This window comes from Reinekea marinisedimentorum (assembly GCF_004341165.1).
Classification (GTDB): domain Bacteria; phylum Pseudomonadota; class Gammaproteobacteria; order Pseudomonadales; family Natronospirillaceae; genus Reinekea; species Reinekea marinisedimentorum.
In genome coordinates this window covers 363,409-382,682 of record NZ_SLZR01000001.1, presented here as the reverse complement: position 1 = coordinate 382,682, position 19,274 = coordinate 363,409, and the positions used below count along the sequence as shown (strand labels likewise).

General features: G+C 53.3%; 21 protein-coding genes. 14 read left to right on the top strand and 7 right to left on the bottom strand.

The window, feature by feature from the left end:
- Nucleotides 1-17: 17 nt before the first annotated feature.
- Nucleotides 18-617: a beta-phosphoglucomutase family hydrolase gene (locus BCF53_RS01865; RefSeq protein ID WP_132699289.1), complete on the top strand. Its 600-nt coding sequence runs from the start codon at nt 18-20 to the stop codon at nt 615-617.
- A gap of 33 nt (nt 618-650) precedes the next feature.
- Here BCF53_RS01865 and BCF53_RS01860 read toward each other — a convergent pair whose 3' ends face one another.
- Both BCF53_RS01860 and BCF53_RS01855 read right to left on the bottom strand, forming a co-directional pair.
- A complete protein-coding gene (locus BCF53_RS01860) occupies nt 651-1,859 on the bottom strand; it encodes an MFS transporter (RefSeq protein WP_132699287.1) in 1,209 nt (402 codons plus the stop codon).
- 48 nt (nt 1,860-1,907) lie between these two features.
- Nucleotides 1,908-2,393: a hypothetical protein gene (locus BCF53_RS01855; protein WP_132699285.1), complete on the bottom strand. Its 486-nt coding sequence runs from the start codon at nt 2,391-2,393 to the stop codon at nt 1,908-1,910.
- A gap of 119 nt (nt 2,394-2,512) precedes the next feature.
- Between BCF53_RS01855 and BCF53_RS01850 the strand changes: the two genes are divergently transcribed.
- Genes BCF53_RS01850 through BCF53_RS01835 form a run of 4 tightly spaced genes read left to right on the top strand, consistent with a single transcriptional unit; the run spans nt 2,513 to nt 6,554 of the window.
- Nucleotides 2,513-4,015, top strand: coding sequence for a YifB family Mg chelatase-like AAA ATPase (locus BCF53_RS01850; RefSeq protein WP_132699283.1), 1,503 nt, complete (start codon nt 2,513-2,515; stop codon nt 4,013-4,015).
- Nucleotides 4,005-4,811: an amino acid ABC transporter permease gene (locus tag BCF53_RS01845; RefSeq protein ID WP_207902615.1), complete on the top strand. Its 807-nt coding sequence runs from the start codon at nt 4,005-4,007 to the stop codon at nt 4,809-4,811. Before BCF53_RS01850 ends, BCF53_RS01845 begins: the two co-directional genes overlap by 11 nt.
- Before the next feature lie 31 nt (nt 4,812-4,842).
- The gene (locus BCF53_RS01840; protein ID WP_132699281.1) at nt 4,843-5,649 is read left to right on the top strand and encodes a transporter substrate-binding domain-containing protein; all 807 of its coding nucleotides are present in this window, start codon (nt 4,843-4,845) and stop codon (nt 5,647-5,649) included.
- A gap of 11 nt (nt 5,650-5,660) precedes the next feature.
- Nucleotides 5,661-6,554, top strand: coding sequence for an amino acid ABC transporter permease (locus BCF53_RS01835; RefSeq protein WP_207902614.1), 894 nt, complete (start codon nt 5,661-5,663; stop codon nt 6,552-6,554).
- Nucleotides 6,555-6,615: 61 nt separating this feature from the next.
- Here BCF53_RS01835 and BCF53_RS01830 read toward each other — a convergent pair whose 3' ends face one another.
- On the bottom strand, nt 6,616-7,377 hold the full coding sequence (locus tag BCF53_RS01830; RefSeq protein ID WP_132699277.1) for an exodeoxyribonuclease III: 762 nt from the start codon (nt 7,375-7,377) through the stop codon (nt 6,616-6,618).
- 177 nt (nt 7,378-7,554) lie between these two features.
- Between BCF53_RS01830 and pyrE the strand changes: the two genes are divergently transcribed.
- The 7 genes from pyrE to BCF53_RS01800 all read left to right on the top strand — a co-directional run bounded on the left by pyrE (nt 7,555) and on the right by BCF53_RS01800 (nt 12,816).
- Nucleotides 7,555-8,241, top strand: coding sequence for an orotate phosphoribosyltransferase (pyrE, locus tag BCF53_RS01825; RefSeq protein WP_132699275.1), 687 nt, complete (start codon nt 7,555-7,557; stop codon nt 8,239-8,241).
- 95 nt (nt 8,242-8,336) lie between these two features.
- Nucleotides 8,337-8,975: a DUF4124 domain-containing protein gene (locus BCF53_RS01820; protein WP_165901775.1), complete on the top strand. Its 639-nt coding sequence runs from the start codon at nt 8,337-8,339 to the stop codon at nt 8,973-8,975.
- 114 nt (nt 8,976-9,089) lie between these two features.
- Nucleotides 9,090-9,779, top strand: coding sequence for a TVP38/TMEM64 family protein (locus tag BCF53_RS01815; RefSeq protein WP_243645748.1), 690 nt, complete (start codon nt 9,090-9,092; stop codon nt 9,777-9,779).
- Nucleotides 9,780-9,895: 116 nt separating this feature from the next.
- Nucleotides 9,896-10,030 carry a hypothetical protein gene (locus tag BCF53_RS19510; protein WP_279389121.1) on the top strand — a complete coding sequence of 45 codons (135 nt, stop codon included), beginning with the start codon at nt 9,896-9,898 and terminating at the stop codon, nt 10,028-10,030.
- Between the two features lie 20 nt (nt 10,031-10,050).
- Complete coding sequence (gene lysA / locus BCF53_RS01810) at nt 10,051-11,301, top strand: diaminopimelate decarboxylase (RefSeq protein WP_132699271.1); 1,251 nt, start codon at nt 10,051-10,053, stop codon at nt 11,299-11,301.
- 7 nt (nt 11,302-11,308) lie between these two features.
- Entirely contained in the window at nt 11,309-12,148 is an 840-nt protein-coding gene (dapF, locus tag BCF53_RS01805) for a diaminopimelate epimerase (RefSeq protein ID WP_132699269.1), read from the top strand.
- On the top strand, nt 12,145-12,816 hold the full coding sequence (locus BCF53_RS01800; protein WP_132699267.1) for a DUF484 family protein: 672 nt from the start codon (nt 12,145-12,147) through the stop codon (nt 12,814-12,816). Before dapF ends, BCF53_RS01800 begins: the two co-directional genes overlap by 4 nt.
- On the opposite strand, the gene BCF53_RS01795 is transcribed toward BCF53_RS01800, so the two are convergent.
- Entirely contained in the window at nt 12,791-13,699 is a 909-nt protein-coding gene (locus BCF53_RS01795) for an aspartoacylase (RefSeq protein ID WP_132699265.1), read from the bottom strand. The genes BCF53_RS01800 and BCF53_RS01795 overlap by 26 nt on opposite strands.
- A gap of 138 nt (nt 13,700-13,837) precedes the next feature.
- On the opposite strand from BCF53_RS01795, the gene BCF53_RS01790 reads away from it, so the two are divergent.
- On the top strand, nt 13,838-14,341 hold the full coding sequence (locus BCF53_RS01790; RefSeq protein WP_132699263.1) for a dihydrofolate reductase: 504 nt from the start codon (nt 13,838-13,840) through the stop codon (nt 14,339-14,341).
- A gap of 16 nt (nt 14,342-14,357) precedes the next feature.
- Here the strand turns inward: BCF53_RS01790 and BCF53_RS01785 are convergent, their stop codons facing one another.
- From BCF53_RS01785 to smrA, 3 genes are all read right to left on the bottom strand, one after another.
- On the bottom strand, nt 14,358-15,116 hold the full coding sequence (locus BCF53_RS01785) for a hypothetical protein (RefSeq protein WP_132699261.1): 759 nt from the start codon (nt 15,114-15,116) through the stop codon (nt 14,358-14,360).
- A 241-nt stretch (nt 15,117-15,357) separates the two neighbouring features.
- Nucleotides 15,358-17,502 carry a DUF1631 family protein gene (locus BCF53_RS01780; protein ID WP_132699259.1) on the bottom strand — a complete coding sequence of 715 codons (2,145 nt, stop codon included), beginning with the start codon at nt 17,500-17,502 and terminating at the stop codon, nt 15,358-15,360.
- Nucleotides 17,503-17,776: 274 nt separating this feature from the next.
- The gene (gene smrA, locus BCF53_RS01775) at nt 17,777-18,367 is read right to left on the bottom strand and encodes a DNA endonuclease SmrA (protein WP_132699257.1); all 591 of its coding nucleotides are present in this window, start codon (nt 18,365-18,367) and stop codon (nt 17,777-17,779) included.
- A gap of 167 nt (nt 18,368-18,534) precedes the next feature.
- On the opposite strand from smrA, the gene BCF53_RS01770 reads away from it, so the two are divergent.
- Nucleotides 18,535-19,236 (top strand): response regulator transcription factor, encoded by a 702-nt coding sequence (locus tag BCF53_RS01770; protein WP_132699255.1) that lies wholly within the window; start codon nt 18,535-18,537, stop codon nt 19,234-19,236.
- Nucleotides 19,237-19,274 lie beyond the last annotated feature (38 nt).

Here is a 19,274-nt window from a genome sequence, read left to right as displayed (position 1 = left end):
AATGACAGGAAGCAAACATGATCGAAACCGTAGAGAATTATCAGGGTATTATTTTCGATATGGATGGCACCCTAATCGACTCCATGCCTTATCACCTCGATGCCTGGAAGACAGCCGCAGAGGCATTTGAGTTTCCTTATGACCGCGAATGGCTGAACAGCATGGGCGGCATGCCGAGCGCAAAAATTGTCGTTGAAATTAACCAGCGTTATGGCATCAGTTTAGATCCGAAAGAAGTGACTAAACTGAAGATGGCGACCTATCTGTCTTTTGAATTTCACGGCGAGCCGATTGCGGTAACCAACGACATTCTTAATCACTTCGTGGGCAAAAAACGTATCGCGGTGGGTACCGGCAGCCCGCAGGTACAGGCCCATAAACTACTGGAAGAAAGCGGTATTATGCCGAAACTTGATGCCGTGGTGACGGCCACCGATGTCAGCAATCACAAACCTAACCCAGATACCTTCCTGCTTGCCGCAGAAAAACTGCAACTGCTGCCCGAGCACTGCGTGGTGTTTGAAGACACCCATCTCGGCAAGCAGGCGGCACACAGCGCCGGTATGGATTGCATTATGGTTGAGGGTGACGCGCTGGCATTTTACCCCGCTAAATAAATTAGCGGCGCGTGGGCAAAATTCGGCCACGCTTCACTTCGTGGTGTAGGAAAAGCGGCTCAACGCAGTCGCCGCAACCGCATAACAAGCCAGCACCAGTAACAGGCCGTTGGCACTGAAACCAACATCAATCAGCACACCCAACAATAAGGAAGCGGCCGCGGTGCTGACAATCATCATCGAAGTTGTCAGCGAGCGAATGGCACCGAGGTTTGCGGTGCCGTAGACCTCGGCCCACAAAGACCCCACTACCGGGCCGGTCATGGCTATACCGGCACCCATGAAGAACATCAAAACAAAAACCAGTGCCTGCGAGTTACTCAACATACTCAGAAAGAACGCTGCAATAAATGGCAGGCCCATAAAGGACAGCGTTTTTTTAGCGCTAAAGCGATCCACTAACGCACCGGAAAATATCGACGACGCCCAGTGCACCAAACCATACAGCGCAAAACTGGCAGCAAATAATTCTGCACTCCAGCCTTTACCGGCCAGAATATAGTCGTGGTGAATGAACACGGCGGTGACCACAAAGGGCGGCATCAACACCAACGGCAGTGCACACCAGAAGCGGCGATCCTGCAAAACAGTGCGCCGCGAACCCTGCGGTATTTTGGCTTGTGCTGTTTCATTTTCTTTTGTTAATGCTTCCGGCTCGGGCGCAATTTTCAACAACCGGAATGCTACCGGCAAAAACAACAGCGGGCCAACCAGCGCAATGATCAGCCAGGTGGATTGCCAACCAAACATTGGAATCACAAATAAAACTAATGACGGTAAAATCATTTCTCCCAACGGTACACCACAGGAAGAAACGCTTAATGCCTTGCCGCGGTTCTGCGAAAAAAATCGCGCCATGGTGGTGCCACCAATATGCGGGAACATGCCCTGACCAAACAACCGCAAGCCATAAAAGGCAACAATAAGCAGGATAAAACTGTTCACCTGCCACATGAGCAGGGCAGCACACATCAACCCGAGTGCACTGAATATCACCACCGTTTGCAGCTGCCATTTATCCAGCAGGTTACCGATAAACATCAGCGTAATACCACTGCCCAGCGTGGCCAGTGAATAGGCAGAACCGTAAGCCGTAGCAGAAAGATTCAGGTCGTGCTGAATGGATGCGCCAAACCAGCTGATAAAAAATGACTGGCCAAAGTTACCCCAGAAAACGGCCAGCATGCCAAAGCACAGCATGGCCCAATAACGTTTAAACAACTGCAGGTATCCATTAAACATGGGCATCAATTCCGCAATAGAGAAATAAAAATGAACGGTAGGCGAGGGTTATTCACACAGCGAAATCGAACTTAATTGCCAGCGACTGCCACCCCGCGTCAGCGTAAGGCATTTATCGGCGGCAATAATTTTTCGTTCTGTCTTGCTGATGATTTCCATTTGCCAGTTTGAATCCTTCTGCCAGAGCTGTGATAACACACCGGTCAGCCAGGGCTGAAAGCTTTCGTCTGTGGCCAGAAAGGCTGTTGCTTCACTCAGCAGGTATTGAGCACTGATCTGGGATTCCAATCCTTTCACTGCGGATAAATCCTGCTGAAGCTGATTTAAAACGCGCGTCGTTTCCTGTTCGGCAAGGCGCTCCCGGTTGTAGTCGACCGGGCTGATTTGCTCAGCCTCACTGGCCACCCGCATAAGCCGCTCAAACAAACGCTGTGGTTTTGTATGTTGGCTTTGATACACCTGAAAGCTGTACACAGCCACCAGCAAAATAATCACAACAGTTGCTGCGGTGATCTGCTTGGCTTTTTTATCCATTGTCAGTATTTGCACTTTCTACCAAAGTCTATTAAAAATGATGGCCATTATTTGATCTTACAGAGTATGGCCACCCGCGCCAGCTCTGTAAGTACCCTAAAGTCGAAGCAAGGATGCCTATGACACTCGCAATAACGTACTGCCGTGCGCATAACGGTATGGAAGCGCCGTTAGTAACCATTGAAGTTCATCTTTCCGCCGGACTGCCAGGTTTTTCGATCGTCGGATTGCCGGAGGCTGCCGTCCGAGAAGCGAGGGATCGAGTCCGCTCCGCCATTCTAAACAGCCAATACGATTTTCCACAAGGCCGACTAACTGTAAACATGGCGCCGGCCGATTTACCCAAGCAGGGTGGCCAGTTCGATCTGGCGATTGCATTGGGCATTCTGGCGGCCAGTGATCAGCTCGACCCGAAAGCCCTGAAGGACTATGAATGGCTGGCCGAGCTCTCACTGAGTGGCGATCTGCGCAAAGGCCCGGGCGCACTGCCGGCGGCGATCGCCTGTCAGCAGGCCGGGCGTATGCTGGTGTGCAATGCAGACAATGCCGCCGAAGCCGCGCTGGTCACTCAGGGCAATGTGTTCGCGGCCGAGCACCTGCTGCAGGTTACCCGCATGCTGCGCGACCCGGGTTATCAGCTGCCGATGCCGGACGTCGACATTAACCCGGTTGATTTAGCCTACCCCGATCTTGCCGACGTCAAAGGCCAGCAGGGCGCACGTCGCGCTTTGGAAATCGCCGCCTGCGGAAGACACAACCTGCTGTTTTTTGGCCCGCCCGGTACCGGCAAAACTCTGCTGGCCTCCCGCCTGCCCGGTATTCTGCCACCGTTAACCAATCAGGAAGCGGTGGAGATCGCCGCCGTGCAGTCTGTTGCTGGCTTGCCGCTGAAATGGAACCGCCGGCCATACCGGTCGCCGCACCATACCGCCTCGGCAGCCGCACTCATTGGCGGCGGTGGCAACCCCAAACCCGGCGAGGTTACCCTGGCGCACCGGGGCGTGCTGTTTCTGGATGAGATTGCCGAATTCCCGCGCACCGTTCTGGACGTTCTGCGTGAGCCGCTGGAAAGTCACGAAGTTTGCATATCCCGCGCCCGAAGGCAAAGTACCTTCCCGGCAAACTTCCAGCTGGTTGCGGCCATGAACCCGACCCCCGGTGGCTACGCCGCTGATGATCCGCGCTCCAACCGCTATACCCGGGAACAGATTCAGAAGTATGTCTCGCGGCTGTCCGGGCCGTTTCTTGATCGTATCGATCTGCACATTGAAGTGCCCAGCCTGCCCAAAGAGGTGTTGATGGCCAACAGCCAGCCGGAATCCTCGGCCACGGTAAAAGCTCGGGTCACCCGCGCGTGGCAGGTGCAACTGCAACGACAGGGTTGCACCAACAGTGAATTAACCGGCAAAGCGCTCGACCAGCAATGTGCCCTCGGCAGCGCAGAGCACAAGCTGCTGGATACGGCGATGGATAAGCTGGGCCTGAGTGCCCGCGCCTATCACCGGCTGTTGCGTGTTGCCCGAACCATTACCGACCTGAACAGTCAGCCCGCAATCGATAAAAGCGCTATCATAGAGGCTTTAAACTGCAGGCAACTGGAAAGGTTAACGGGTGGCGGATAGAAAATGGCAACGGGCACTGAAGCCGGCAGGCTCTGCGTTAATACAGATGGTTTTGCTGCTGGTTGGGATGGCCTGGTTGCTCGACAGCGGCGCAGAGGCGATGGGTTACAGCTGGCAGTGGCAGCGCGTCCCGCAATACCTGTTTTTCTATGAGGATGGCCAGTGGTGGCCCGCAGAACTGATACAGGGCCTCGTTGTTACCCTGCACATATCGGCTTTGGGTTTAATCGGTACGTTAGTTATTGGTCTGAGCACCGCCTTACTGCGTCTTTCGGACTCCGTCGTTGGCCGGTTTTTGTCACGCGGCTACATCGAGCTGATCCGTAACACACCGCTGTTGGTTCAAATCTATCTGCTCTACTTTGTCTTCGGCCCCATTCTCGGGCTCAGCCGCTTTAATACCGCGGTGCTGGCACTGGCGCTGTTTCAGGGTGCCTATACCGCTGAAATTTTCCGGGCCGGTTTAAACAGCATTCACCGTGGTCAGTTCGAGGCGGCCTACTCGCTGGGGCTCAATCAATACGCCACCTACCGGACCATTATTCTGCCGCAGGTACTGCAGCGAACACTACCACCGCTGACCAACGAGGTTGTGTCATTGATAAAGAATTCATCTATCGTTAGTGTGATGGCGATTTTTGATTTAACCACCGAAGGCCGCAATATCGTCGCCGAAACAGCCATGCCGTTTGAGATCTGGTTCAGCGTTGCGGCCATTTATCTGATGTTAACCCTGGCCCTTTCCGGCCTTGCGCTGTTGCTGGAACACAAACTCGGTGCGCAATGGAAAGCCTGATTTCTGCAACCCCAAACAAGGAGACCCTTTGATGAAATTTTTTAAGACTGCGCTCTTATGCACCCTGGCAACGGTTTTTGCCAGCCTCGCTGCGGCTGCAACCCCGAATCTGGATCAGATTAACGAACGCGGAACCTTGCGGGTGGGGATGTCGACATTCGTACCCTGGGCCATGCGTAACAAGCAGGGTGACCTTATCGGTTTTGAAATTGATGTCGCCAAGCGCCTGGCGGCAGATTCTGGCTGGCAGGTCGAGTTTATACCGACCGCCTGGGATGGCATTATCCCGGCACTGCTGGCGCGTAAGTTCGATGTCATCATCGGTGGTATGTCGGTCACCGAAGAGCGGGCAAAGAGCGTGCTGTTTACCGAGCCCTATTCCCATTCCGGGGTGCAGGTGGCTGCCAGTAAAAAGCTGGCCGAGGGCTTTACCGAATACAGCGATTTCGATTCCCGCAAGGTGAAAATAGCCGCCCGCCGTGGTGCCTTCACGGTGCAAATCGCCAAAGAAACCTTCCCTAAAGCTAAAATTCTGCAATTCGATGACGATGCCCAGGCCTTTCAGGAAGTTCTCAACGGCAATGCCCACGCGGTAATTGCGTCCAGCCCGAAACCGGAACATGAAACCGTGAAACACGCTGAAATGCTGTTCCTGCCGTTCTCGGAGCGCTTATCCAAGGGCAACGAAGCCTTTGCTGTACGCCTCGGCGAAGACGATAAGAAAGCCTTCTTCGACAGCTGGATTCAGGCGCGTACCGAGGATGGCTGGCTGGAAGAGCGCTATGAATACTGGTTCTCGACGCTCGACTGGCAGGACGAAATCGCCCAGGGCCAATAACGCTAAAGACGTTGAATAACTTCCCGAACAAGCGGCGCTGGCGTTTAAACCGGCTGGATATTGCCCTGCTGATTCTTCTGTCGATCGCCGCGGCCTGGCTCTGGTATCGCTCCTCGGCGGGTGTGAATTACCACTGGAACTGGAGCGCCGCCTTTTCGCTGATCCTCACCCCGCGTGCAGACGGCAGCTGGCCCTACCTGTTTCAGGGCTTTCTGGCGACCATCCGGCTGAGCCTATGGGGCATGGCCTTTGCTCTGGTACTGGGTTCGGCACTGGGCATTTGCCGCCATTCCGAGCGCAGCTGGTTACGCACACCCGCAACGGCCTACATCATGCTCGTCCGCAATATGCCACCGCTGGTCTTCATTTTTATTTTCTACTTCTTCATATCCAACCAGCTCATTCCGCTGCTTGGCCTGGAGTCACTGCTGCGGGAACATAAAGGCGATATTAATTTCATTCAGCGCTGGCTGTTTGGGGAGCCTCAGCTCTGGGAGAATTTACTCTCTGGCGTGCTCTGCGTGGGCCTGCTCGCTGCGGCCTATATTGCAGAGATCGTCCGGGCTGGTCTGGAATCTATTGAAAAAGGTCAGTGGGAGGCAGCTGACTCACTGGGGCTATCCACCCGGACAAAGTACCGCTTTATTATTGCGCCGCAGGTATTTACCGCCATTACACCGCCGCTGGCCGGACAGGCAATCTCATTGGTGAAGGATTCATCGATCGTTTCGCTGATCTCTATTCAGGAGCTGACCTTTGTCGGCACCGAGATGGCCAATTCATCGGGCCTGATTTTCGAAATTTGGATCCTTGTGGGTCTTGCCTATCTGGCGCTCTGCTTTTCACTGTCGCTGCTGTTTGGACGCATTGAGCAACACAGCCGCCGACACCTGAACCCGGCATAACGCCGGGTAACCGGCAGGCATAAAAAAAGGCCTTTACGGCCTTTTTTACAAAGATGCTGGATTAAAGATCCATATCGTACTCAACCATCACCGGGCAGTGCGGGCTGAGGCGCGGCTCACGGATAATTTTGGAATCCAGAACAAAATCCGACAGGTTTGGTGTAATCAGCTGATAATCAATGCGGGTGCCATTGGCCTGAGCTTCATCATAGGGCCAGAAGGTATGCTGGCGGTCCTGGCGATTTACCAGGCGGAAGGCATCAACAAAGCCGATGGGCCCCAGTGCCTGATCCATCCAGGCGCGCTCTTCCGGCAGGAAACCCGGCTCACGCTGATGCGTTTCCCAGTTGCCCAAATCGACAGAGCGGTGCGCCATCTGGTAGCTGCCGGCAAAGATGAAATCGCGACGCTTGCGGCGGGTGCGCTTCAAATGCTGCTGGAAGGCCTCAAGGTATTCGAGTTTGTAATCAACATCTTCGATCCATTGAGCCTTAGGCACCCAGACCGAGGCAACCGATACGTTATCGAAGTCGGCCTGAATAAAACCGCCTTCCAGATCGTATTTAGGGTTACCAAAGCCATAGATAATAGCCTTGGGTATAGAGCGGCAATAGATTGCGGTTCCGGCATGGTCATCTTCTTCGGCATCGAAGAAGTAGGCGTTGTAACCGGGAACCTCTAAAAAGTTATCCGGTAACTTATAATGTTTTACGCGTGTATCCTGTAAACAGACAACATCAGCATCGAGGTGCTCCAACCATTCCAGCAAGCCCCGCTCCGCGGCGTTAACAATTCCATTTACGTTAAGTGTGATGACCTTCATCTATTCCTACCAATAATCTTGCTGCCCTACCCGGTCGCGTACCGGCAGAGCTCTTTTATACATCGAACTGCGTATGTTACCTGAATTTCAGATACAATAGAGCGACCGAGAGTTAATTGTATGATTATTTATTTCAGGTATTTTTTCTAATTATTATTTTTATAAAGGGTCTTTTAAATGGATAGTACAAATATTCGACCAAGTACAGCAACTCTGCAAGATTGGCAAAAAAGCTTCATCGACTATTCCATCACAAAAAACGTCCTTCAATTCGGTCACTTTACACTGAAATCCGGCAGAAATAGCCCTTATTTTTTCAATGCCGGCAAATTTGATGATGGTTTGTCACAGAAGAAGCTCGGCGAAATTTACGCAAAAACGCTGATCGAGGCCGGTATTGAATTCGATATGGTATTTGGGCCCGCCTATAAGGGCATTCCACTGGCAACCTCGACCGTTTATGCACTGAGCGATTTATACGACCGTAATGTCCCCTTTGCGTTCAACCGCAAAGAAGCGAAAGATCACGGCGAAGGCGGCAGCATTGTGGGCGCCCCTCTGCAAGGCAAGGTTGTACTGGTAGACGACGTGATTACCGCCGGTACCGCCATTAAAGAAACCCTGGCCTTGCTGGAAAGCTACCCGGAGGCCGAGCTGGCCGCTGCCGTGGTGTTGATTGACCGTCAGGAAAAGCTCGATGGGTCAGAACTCTCCGCAATTCAGGCACTGGAGAAAACCTACGGCATTCAGATTCTGGCAGCGGTTAAACTTGAACAAATTATGGCTTATATTGACGGCTCAGATTCATTTGCCGAACATCTTGCTAAAATGAATGAATACCGCGAACAGTACGGCGTTTTCTGAACACGATTAGAGGTACAGTTAAGCCGGGGTTCAGCCGGAACTGCCATATTCACGGCTGATTGCCCGGTAAACGCACTCAACTCATGAGAAACAGCATGTATAAATTTTCTTCAACAGCCTTGCTTGTTGCCTTACTCATAACCGCTAACTCGGTCTTTGCGGCCCAGTTTTATCGTTGGACAGACAAAGACGGCAACCTGTTCATCCAGAGCTATATCCCGCCGGATGCCGTGAAGGGTGGGTACGAAATTATCGATGACGCCGGCAACCTCATTAAGAAGGTCGCCCCGGAGCTCAGCGAAGAAGAGCGCAAAGCGCAGCAGGATGCGCAGATCGCTGCTGAAATGCAGCTGGCACGCGATGAAGAACTGCTAAAGCTGTACCGCTCTCCAACCGACGTTGACCGCGCCATGGCGACCTGGTTATCGCGGATGGATATGGAAATTCGTGTCAAGGTGAACCGCATCCGCATTAAAGAAAACGAGCACGACACCCTGCAGGAACAGGCCGCAAACCTGGAAAAAACCGGTAAGGACATCCCCGAAAACCTGCTCAGCGAACTCTCCACCATCGATCAGCAAATCGCGGACTTTGAAGCCGAGATTGATGAGGTTGAATCCCGCAAGCAGGAAGCGCGCGACGTATTTCTGCTCGATCGTGATCGAATGGTCGTGCTTTGGGAAATGATCAACAAGAAAAAATGGGTTGAACCGGAACCCGCCGCTGAATTTTAACCGCGTCTGCCGAGAACTCCTGCCAGCATTGGTTGTCTGACCCTCAGGAAAGACAACCACTCACTTTTTTATGACCGACGCCATTATCTGCAGGTTTTAAGGGCTCCTACCTCCATGATTAAAAAGATTTCGCTTCTCGCTATTGTGATCGCGGCCGTTGCCGCCTTTATTTACTTCGACCTCGCCACCTACCTGACGCTGGAGCAGCTGAAACACCAACAGGCAGCCTTACAGGAATACCGCGCTGAAAACCCAATCCTGCTGGCCCTGGCCTACGCTCTGATCTACATCGTGGTGACGGCACTGTCGTTACCGGGAGCGGCTCTGCTGACGCTCACCGGTGGCGCGGTTTTCGGGGTATTTCTAGGCACCATTCTGGCCAACCTCTCGGCCACAATCGGAGCCACACTGGCGTTCTTAATCGCCCGTTATGTACTTGGCGACTGGGTACAGAAGAAATTTGCCGACAAAATTGAACCGGTCAACAAGGGCATTGAACAGGATGGCGCCTTCTATCTGTTCACGCTGCGTTTAGTGCCGGTGGTACCGTTCTTTGTGATCAACGTGGTGATGGGCCTGACCAAGATTCGCGTCTGGACTTACTTCTGGGTCTCCCAGATTGGCATGCTCGCCGGTGCCGCTGTGTATGCCAACGCAGGCACTCAGCTGGCCAAGCTGGATAGCCTGTCCGGCATTCTGTCTGCGCCGCTGCTGGCCTCGTTCGTCTTACTGGGGGTCTTCCCGCTGATCGCTAAGAAGGCCGTTTCGTTCTTCAGGAACCGCAGAAGCCAGCCACAGGGTTAACGCCCGGTGGTGCGCTCGGTTCTTGCTGAAACTGAAAGACAGCACTGAACAAACAGAGGTTTGTTGTTGCGCCGCTCTTGCTATACTCGCCGCTCACTTGCAGTGGTTTAGCACACATGTCTATTCAACGAAAATTAATCTGCCTGCTGTTTATCTCAGTGAGCCTGCTGTCAGCCTGCGGCACCAAGCCGGACCGGCTGACGCTGCCCAACTCAGATACCACCACTAGCCAAACTGACCAAAAGCTCTGATCAAAAGGTTGCGTTCCACGATGAACCCGTTTCCGTATCAAAACCATCAGCTGCACGCCGAAGGTGTTGCAGTCTCCAAGCTTGCTGAAGACTATGGCACGCCGCTGTATGTCTATTCCCGCTCCGCGATTGAAACCCAGTTCAAGGCCTATCAGGCAGGGCTTGGTGATCACAAGGGTTTAATCTGCTTTGCGGTGAAAGCGAACTCTAACATTGGTGTGCTGAGCGTACTGGCCAAGCTGGGTGCCGGGTTCGATATCGTCTCGGTGGGAGAACTGGAGCGCGTACTGGCCGCCGGTGGCGATGCCGGCAAGGTGGTGTTTTCCGGCGTGGCCAAAAAGGCCAGCGAAATGCGCCGCGCGCTGGAAGCAGGCATTCACTGCTTTAACATCGAATCCGCCGCCGAGCTCGACCGCCTGAACGCGGTTGCCGGTGACATGGGCAAGATCGCACCGATTTCACTGCGGGTGAACCCGGATGTCGACGCCAAAACCCACCCGTACATTTCCACCGGCCTGAAAGAAAACAAATTTGGGGTGGATTACCGGCTGGCGAAAGAAATATACCGCCAGGCGGCGAAACTGCCGAACCTGAAAATTACCGGCATGGATTGCCACATCGGTTCCCAGTTACTGGAAGCACAACCGTTTGCCGATGCACTCGACCGTCTGCTGACGCTGATCGATGAGCTGAAAGCGGAAGGTATCGTGCTCAAGCATGTTGATATGGGCGGCGGTATCGGCGTTAAGTACACCGAAACCGATCACGAACCCGATGTCGCCAGCTACATCAGCAGCCTGGTGACCCACCTGAAAGACCGCGACCTGTCGCTGATTCTGGAACCGGGCCGCAGCATCGTTGCCAACGCCGGTATTCTGGTGACCGAGGTCGAGTTTCTGAAAGACAACGGCGAGCACCACTTTGCCATTGTCGATGGCGGCATGAACGATCTGATCCGCCCGTCGCTGTATCAGGCCTGGATGGACATCGTACAGGTCAACGCGCAGAGTACTGGTAAAACCGCCAAATGGGATATCGTCGGCCCGGTCTGTGAATCCACCTGTTTCTTCGGTAAGCAGCGCGAGCTGAGCATTGCCGCCGGTGATCTGCTGGCGGTGAAGTCAGCCGGGGCCTATAGCTTTGTGATGGCGTCTAACTATAATACCCGAACGCGTCCGGCCGAGGTGATGGTCGACGGGCAAAGCGTTCATCTGGTTCGTAAACGCGAATCTCTGCAGGATTTGTGGGCCGGTGAGTCCACCATAGATTGAGGTAATAATGCGGCTTAAGTTCACGAAAATGCACGGTTTAGGTAACGACTTCATGGTCATCGATGGCGTTACACAAGCCGTTGAACTCAACGAGTCGCAAATCGAAAAATGGGCCAGCCGCAACTTTGGTATCGGCTTCGATCAGCTGCTGTTGGTTGAGCCGCCTTCCCGGCCCGATCGTGACTTCCGCTACCGCATCTTCAATGCCGATGGCAGCGAGGTTGAAAACTGCGGTAACGGTGCACGCTGCTTCGCCCGCTTCGTGCTCGATAACAAGCTGATTGATAACCCCCTGATCCGCGTGGAAACCGCCGGCGGCGATCTGGAACTGCACGTTCAGGACGATGGCCAGGTTACGGTTGATATGGGCCGCCCCAGGTTGCGCCCGGAAAAAATCCCCTTTAATGCCAGCGAGCGCGCTGCGCTGTACCCGCTGAATGTAAACGGCGAGGTACTGCACATTGGCGCGGTCAGCATGGGCAACCCGCATGCCGTACTGAAGGTCGAAAACGTCGATACCGCACCGGTTGAAACCCTGGGCCCGCTGATTGAAAACCATGCGGATTTTCCTCAGCGTGTGAACGCCGGCTTTATGGAAGTTGTCGATCGCAACCACATTAAACTACGGGTGTTTGAGCGCGGCGTTGGTGAAACGCTGGCCTGCGGTACCGGTGCCTGTGCCGCGGTTGTTTCCGGTATTATCAACGGCTGGTTAGACCCGCGCGTTTCTGTCAAACTGCCCGGTGGTGAATTAATAATCGAATGGCCGGGCGAAGGGAATGTCATGATGACCGGGCCCGCCAGTCGGGTTTTTGAAGGTTACATTTCTGAAGGGGTGGCGTCGTGACTGAATTAACTGATGAACTTTCCATCAGCGAAGAAGAGGTTGTTCGCTACCTGCGGCTGCAGCCGCACTTCTTTGAAGATCACCCCAATCTGCTGAAAAGCCTGCATCTGAAGCACGACAGTGGCGACGCCATATCGCTGATTGAGCGTCAGAACCATATTCTGCGCAAAGAAAACAACGATCTGATTGATCGCCTCAACCACTTTATCAACGTCGCCCAACGCAACGACAACCTGTTTATGAAGCTGCAAAAGCTGGTACTCGAGCTGATTGCCTGCCGCACGCTTAACGACATCAGCAAGGTGTTAAATCAGGTTTTGACAGAGCGCTTCGATGTCGACCAGGTCCAGTTGGTGCTGACCCATCAGCAAACGACCGATGGCGATCTGTGGCTCTATTGCGACCGGGAAATCCTGAACACCCACTTCCGCTCAACCATTACCGAACTGAAAAACCAGTGTGGCGAATTCAGTGAAACCTCGCGCCAGCTGCTGTTTGCTGAGAGCGAGGTTAAATCGGTGGCGCTCGGTGCGGTCACCCTGAACGGCAAAGGTATCGGCCTGATAGCGCTGGGCAGCCACTCGGCCAGCCACTTCCGCTCCAGCACCGACACTCTGTTCCTCGGTCATTTAGCAAACGTTATCAGCCAGCTGCTGGCTCGCTTTTAAGCTCAATATCAATCTTACGCATCAGGCTTAAGCCAACACTGACATCATAATAGGCGGCTTCGTTAATAAAGGCGCCGTACAGGGTTTCATCCCGGTCATAGGCAATGGTTTCGCCACTGGTGGTCAGGAAAAACGGATCGCCCTTGCTGATCGGCTCGTAGTCTTTATCCTGCAGGTTGGGATGCACCATGGCCGTTAAATCGCCGGCTTCGTTCTTCGGCAGCTTCACCTTCTCTACAAACTGATAGCCTTGGCGGACCTTTGGCAGCTCAGGAACTTCACCCTTATTGTACAACTCCAGATAATCCAGACAGTGCTTCGCCGCCTGCTGTGTTTCCAGGTAGATATCGGCACGCAGCAGGCCCTGCGGCACCGGGCCGACCTCAATCAGAAAACCGTTATAACGCCCGAGCGACGTCAGGAAGTTATCCTCCAGGCGGCTGGGCATGTTATCGAAGAACAGCGTCGCATGCGGCATCTGCTGCTGTACATAGAACGCCATACCCACCACCAGGGGGTCGTCAGTATTGAAGATCAGCGACATGCCCATGTTGGCCGTGGTGGTGTGCATATCAATGACAAAATCGACACGCGGGTCTTCTTTGGGGCCCAGCAGGCTGTTCAACGCCTTGGCGCGGTTATGCTCGTAACCGGTGAGAGTGAAATCGCCAAGATCATCAATATGGAACTGACGATTCAGATCCTGATCCAGATAGCGGCGGTTGGCCTGATTGGCCTTAGGGTTGGCCAGGTGCGTTTCAACGGCAAAACTGCTGCGGGCAATTTCATCCGGGTGCTCACGCCAGTGGCGCAGTAATGCGATCCCCGTCAGTTCATTTCCGTGTGTGCCACCTACCAGCGCCACCTGTTTAATAGTACCCATACAAACAATCTCATCAGTCAGTTAGGAAGCTCAGCTTATCAAATTAACAAGGCCGAACAAGCCTTGTACCCAATGCCAGCCGCTACTATGATCCAACTCTTCATCGCAAACCACATTCGATCAGCAAGAGGCAAAGTAATGCGTATTTCATTAATCTGGGCAATGGCAGAAAACCGCACCATCGGCCGCAACAACAAACTGCCGTGGCACCTGCCTAACGATCTGAAATACTTTAAACAGCTGACCACCGGCAAGGCGGTCATCATGGGCCGTAAAACCTATGAAAGCATTGGTAAGCCGCTGCCTAACCGCACCAACATTGTCATTACCCGTGATGAAAGCTACCGCGCCGAGGGGGTCCACGTTGTGACCAGCCTGGATCAGGCCATTGAACTGGCCGAGGCCAGCAGCCTGGTGAACGCCAGCGATGAGGTAATCGTGATGGGCGGTGCCGAAATCTATAAGTTGTGCCTGCCCAGAGCAGACCGGCTGTACATTACCTTTGTGCATGCCGAGGTGGCTGGCGATGCCTTCTTCCCGGAATTTGACCTCAGCCAGTTTACTGAGATTGGCCGGGAAGCGTTTTCTGCCGACGACTCCAACCCTTATAACTACTCATTCGCGGTATTTGATAAAAAATAAAACTAAACCAGTGAGCTTAGAACTCAAAACCCACGGCAACGCTCACCGGAATATTAAAGTTGTTGGCCACCACATCGTTATTGAAGCCGATACTCGTGGTATCGCTGTACATCGTCCAGGTCGGTGTGATCAGCAGCTGCACACTCATGCCGTCGCCGTACCATAAAAGACCGCTGGGAATGCCCACGCCCAGGCCAAACAGACTGTCGCTGCGGTACTGGCGGCCGTCGATATAGAGCGGGTTGTCGTAATCAAAATAAAGCCCTGAAAACGACAGCCGCCCGCCAATGCTGAAGTCAACGGCACCCATCGGCACCACTCTGGCCAGATCAAAATGCATGGCCAGGATATCTGGCGAATTCAGCCCCTGCGCACTGTCGGTATTAAAACTGGCATCGGAGTATTCACCCATGATTCGGAATTCCAGCTCGCCGGATTGCGCCGCATAGCCAATCTGAATGCCGGCATTGAGATCGTAATCCGGAGAATCCGGGTTCAGGCCCTGCGAATAACCAATAAAGAAGCGCTGACCGTCGGGGTTATAGGGAGAGTAGTGCGTGCTGCGGCTGCGGTAAGAGACATAACCAGAGCTTCGGACCCGCGGCGCCGAAGGCTTATAGTAAGGCGGGTTGCTCTTGATCTGCCGGTCGGCCGGGTTGCTGCTGGTGGCCATGGTGCTGGCCTGTGCAAGGCTGGTGTTCAGGTTGTAGCGCGGCCCGGTGGCACAGCCACTGACCATGATCACCGCCACCATCAAACAATAGGTTAACTTCATTTCCGCGCCTCCGGCTTTAACAAACCAAGAATAAAGCGACGATGCGGTTAACACTATAGGCCAGAATTCACCTGTTAAGCCGGGATTCAGTTTCGCCGGCGAAAGCAGCGCGAAAACATCAGCCAGGCTCAATATTACAACCCCGAATAAATGTCAGAGGTAAGGGAGGGGGAGTTGCCGCCACGGGTTGCGCCAACCGCATGACAGGGCAGTCAAAAAAACTTCAGCCGACAGGCCGTCACTATTGCGTGACGGAATCCTGACCCAAATCTTCAACCAGCGTATCAATCATGCGATCAAACAGCGGGTCTTCCGCAATCAGTCGGAACTGATCATTACGCATCGACATGGCCAGGCCAATCGCCGAGCGCTCGGCAATTTTTTCACCGGCGTAGTTCGTGAACACATACTTACTGCCGGCACCCACAATACAGCTCAGGCGGCCACGCTCGTAGCTGCCATCGCTCTGCTCAATATCGAACCACTGATCTTCCGACAGCGATTCAACCTGATCCATGTAGTAGCTCAAGTCGGCATTCTTAATCTGCACGACCGGCTCATCGACCTTCAGCGGTGCAGGCTCTTCAATAACGGCATCGGCAACCTTAGAGGCCTCTTCAAAGCGGTCCAGCTTTTCCTGGGCTTCCCATATGGATTCATTCAGCGGTTGGGCATAGAGGGCATGATAATTCTTAACCTCCGCCAGCGCGCTGTTGATTTGAGCTTCCGAGAATCTGCAGGCTTTCAGGCCGTTGGCAAAGCCCTCGAGCAGTTTTGGCACCAGCTGTTCAAAACGGGCCCTGTGGGTAATCTGCACACTTGGTTGCAGTGACCAAACCAGTTCTTTGGCAATGCGACCGCTGGTTTTCCAGCCCTTGCTTTCGCCGCTGCTGTTAAATATCGACCTCATCAGCTGATACCAGTTCACATCCAGCAATTTGTACAGCGAATCCGGCAGTGCCTCGTTGGCCAACAGGGTGTCCATAAAGATGCGTGCCCGGTCCTGCTTCTGATGCGCTTCAAAGGCCTGCTGTTCAACAGCCTTCACTTCTTCAACCTGCTTGCTGAGCTCGGCCTCATAGCCTTCGAGCAGCTGGTCAAATTCGGTCAGCAGCTCATCGAACACCGTGACGTCATCATCGAACTCGTGGGCCAGACGACTGACAATCTTTTCCATCCCGTCGAGCAGCATGTCGTTTTCAATGGCGGCGCCGGGATTCCAGCCGGTTGCCGAGCGCGCCATACGGTTGAGCAACAGCCGGGCGCTGTGGTCGGTATCGGTAAAGAAGTCTTTATCGAGAATCGCCACCTTAATGATGGGAATCTGCATACGCGCCAGCAGCTGCTTCATGTGTGCCGACAGGTTTTTATCATCCAAAATGTATTCAAACAGCATAGCGACCAGCGAAACGGTGCCTGCTTCGAGTGTGCCCTGAGTCTGACGGGTGACTTCCTTGGCCTGACTGGCGGTCCAGTCTTTCAAGGCATCAAGGTTATGCGCGCTCGGTGCGGCAACGGTTTGCGCCTGCAGTTGGCTAATCGACGCCATCATCGATGAAAGCAGACCGGCATCGACCATGACGCCGTTGCCACCGGCACCCGGCATACCCGGCACGGCAGCGCCGATGGACACGCCCTGAGCACTGGCCAGGCTGGCACCGAGAGTGGCAAAGGTTTTGGGGTCATGAGTTGGCAAGCTGGGCTTGTGCGGGGCATGCAAATTCAGGTTCGGCAGCACGCCTTCTTCTATCAGCCAAACATTCGAGCGCTGGTAGAACTCGAGCAGCTTGGGCAGGGCAATGCCATCGAACTTACGGAACAGCATCAGTACTGTGGACAGCTTGCTTTCCAGTGTTTCCAGCTCGGTGAGCACGATTTCACCGAAGATCTCGGCATTAAAGGGGATGTCTTTGCGGCTGAGATTCTTTTCACCGGTCAACGCCAGCATGCGTTCATGGAACGCCAGCCATTCATTGCCGGAGCGTTCAATGGTGCGGGCTGCGAAGCTGTCGATCGCCAGAGTCCGCTCCAGAGCGACATCATCGAGCAGGCTCAGGTTGGGCTTTTCTTCACTCGCCTGCGCCTGATCAGCCGGTGTATGGTCACCGTTGAGCCAACGGTCGACGTTGTTGATGATCGCGGTGCGGATGTCATTTTTTTGCAGGCGCAGTGCACGTAACTGCTCAAAGAACTGACCGGATTCAAACGCGTTTGACGTTGAATCCGCCATTTTGAACAGAAAATCATCAGCCTCAATAAAGAAGCTGTCGAGAACGACCGGCACAAAATTCTTAAACCGGTTGGCCAACGCACCCAGACGCACAGTATCAATCTTACGACTGTTCTTACGATGCTTTCCGATCTGAGTAACGGTTGCACTAGACATAACAACGCACCTTTCAAACTCAATTTACAGGCTAAATTTTAGCCAAATACCACTAATAAAGAGTGAACTAGCACCAACATTTTAAAAAATATGCCCAAGTGCACAATAAATGCTGACTTAGCGGGTCATTTGTACCCGGTTGAGCAGCAAAAGTTGACGCTCGTGGTCAGTAGAGGCCGGCAAGAATAGCAACATGGCAGTTTATTGACATAGAAAGACGCCAAAAAACCAAAATATTTCCTTACCATCAGAACTGAGCGCAACTTTGAGTCAGTCAGTTGTCAACACGGCCCTTGTTGTAATGAATACGGTTTTCCTGCTTTTTGTGATCACTCTTTTTAATCAGCACGTAGAGCGCACCGACGCCACCGTGATGCTTCTGCGCACTGTGAAAGGCGATGACCTCGGGAATCTGCTTCAGCCAGGTATTGGTGCAGGATTTCAGGAACGCCTTCGGCTCACTCAGCTCACCCTTGCCGTGCAGAATAATGGCCGAGCGAATATCATACTTCTGGCAATCTTTAATGAACTGGAACACCTCTTCACGCGCCTGTTTCATCTTCTTATGGTGCAGATCGAGGCGCGCATCAATGGCGTACTGACCGCGCTTCAGGTTACGAAACACCCCCAGCGACACACCATCGCTGCGGTATTCGAGCACATCCAGCGGGTGAACCAGATCGATAATCTCTTCGGTTAAGTGGTTGTTTGAGCCCTTTTCCACCTTCACCGCCATCTGCCGGCGATGGATCAGTGAAGGCTCCTGCACCTTGGGCCGGGCCAGATCAACCTTCTTTTTCGCTTTTATTGGTTTGACGCCTTTCATTTCCTGCATGAAGGCATCGAATTCATCATCTTCAATCATAAATCACCTGTTCAACGCGCAAATAGTAACGAAACGTCTGCGAAATTGGTGCATTATTTTGTGTTTACAAAGGGCGTAAACGTGCAGTAAAAGCATTGGCCAAAGGCTTGGTATTTCCCAAAACTACGCGCATATCGCAGTCATGGATTTAAATTGAGACAAAAACTATGAGTACACACAGCATTCTATTGATCGACGACGATAGAGATTTAGCAGAACTACTGGGGGAGTATCTTTCAGTAGAAGGTTACCGCTTAGAGGCTGCGCACACCGGTGAAGAGGGTATCGAAAAGATCGCTCTGCACCATTACGACCTGGTCCTTCTGGATGTCATGATGCCGGGCATCGATGGCTTCGAAACCCTGAAACGCATTCGCCAGAACTCCATCGTGCCGGTGCTGATGCTGACCGCCAAGGGCGAAGAAACCGACCGCATCCTCGGCCTGGAGCTGGGCGCCGATGACTATCTGGCCAAACCCTACAGCCACCGTGAGCTGCTGGCGCGTATTAAAGCGTTGATCCGCCGTATTGAGCTGGACCGCAGCCTGCAGAACAACGACAGCGGCATTCTCGCCTGCAACGGCGTTGAACTGAATTTCGATACCTACCGGGTTTATTGCGACGGTGAGCATATTCCTATGACCACCAGTGAATTCAAGGTTTTGCGCGTACTAATGTCGCGTGCCGGCAAGGCCGTACCGAAGGAAGACCTCTATCTGGAAGTTCTGGGCCGCGAGATTATGGCTTATGACCGTTCCATCGATATGCACGTCTCCAATGTTCGCCGTAAGCTGGGTGGCTCTTCCGAGCAATCGAAAATCCAGACCATTCGAGGTATTGGCTATCTGTTCGTAGACCCTAACCAGTAACAGCTCAGGGTCGTAAGCCCCTTAATTTTAAGCAGCAC

Bases quoted from the DNA above. Each gene is read 5' to 3' on its own strand.
- BCF53_RS01865 (WP_132699289.1), top strand. From the start codon at position 18: ATGATCGAAACCGTAGAGAATTATCAGGGTATTATTTTCGATATGGAT.
- BCF53_RS01860 (WP_132699287.1), bottom strand. From the start codon at position 1,859: ATGTTTAATGGATACCTGCAGTTGTTTAAACGTTATTGGGCCATGCTG.
- BCF53_RS01855 (WP_132699285.1), bottom strand. From the start codon at position 2,393: ATGGATAAAAAAGCCAAGCAGATCACCGCAGCAACTGTTGTGATTATT.
- BCF53_RS01850 (WP_132699283.1), top strand. From the start codon at position 2,513: ATGACACTCGCAATAACGTACTGCCGTGCGCATAACGGTATGGAAGCG.
- BCF53_RS01840 (WP_132699281.1), top strand. From the start codon at position 4,843: ATGAAATTTTTTAAGACTGCGCTCTTATGCACCCTGGCAACGGTTTTT.
- BCF53_RS01830 (WP_132699277.1), bottom strand. From the start codon at position 7,377: ATGAAGGTCATCACACTTAACGTAAATGGAATTGTTAACGCCGCGGAG.
- pyrE (WP_132699275.1), top strand. From the start codon at position 7,555: ATGGATAGTACAAATATTCGACCAAGTACAGCAACTCTGCAAGATTGG.
- BCF53_RS01820 (WP_165901775.1), top strand. From the start codon at position 8,337: ATGTATAAATTTTCTTCAACAGCCTTGCTTGTTGCCTTACTCATAACC.
- BCF53_RS01815 (WP_243645748.1), top strand. From the start codon at position 9,090: ATGATTAAAAAGATTTCGCTTCTCGCTATTGTGATCGCGGCCGTTGCC.
- BCF53_RS19510 (WP_279389121.1), top strand. From the start codon at position 9,896: ATGTCTATTCAACGAAAATTAATCTGCCTGCTGTTTATCTCAGTGAGC.
- lysA (WP_132699271.1), top strand. From the start codon at position 10,051: ATGAACCCGTTTCCGTATCAAAACCATCAGCTGCACGCCGAAGGTGTT.
- dapF (WP_132699269.1), top strand. From the start codon at position 11,309: ATGCGGCTTAAGTTCACGAAAATGCACGGTTTAGGTAACGACTTCATG.
- BCF53_RS01795 (WP_132699265.1), bottom strand. From the start codon at position 13,699: ATGGGTACTATTAAACAGGTGGCGCTGGTAGGTGGCACACACGGAAAT.
- BCF53_RS01790 (WP_132699263.1), top strand. From the start codon at position 13,838: ATGCGTATTTCATTAATCTGGGCAATGGCAGAAAACCGCACCATCGGC.
- BCF53_RS01785 (WP_132699261.1), bottom strand. From the start codon at position 15,116: ATGAAGTTAACCTATTGTTTGATGGTGGCGGTGATCATGGTCAGTGGC.
- BCF53_RS01780 (WP_132699259.1), bottom strand. From the start codon at position 17,502: ATGTCTAGTGCAACCGTTACTCAGATCGGAAAGCATCGTAAGAACAGT.
- smrA (WP_132699257.1), bottom strand. From the start codon at position 18,367: ATGATTGAAGATGATGAATTCGATGCCTTCATGCAGGAAATGAAAGGC.
- BCF53_RS01770 (WP_132699255.1), top strand. From the start codon at position 18,535: ATGAGTACACACAGCATTCTATTGATCGACGACGATAGAGATTTAGCA.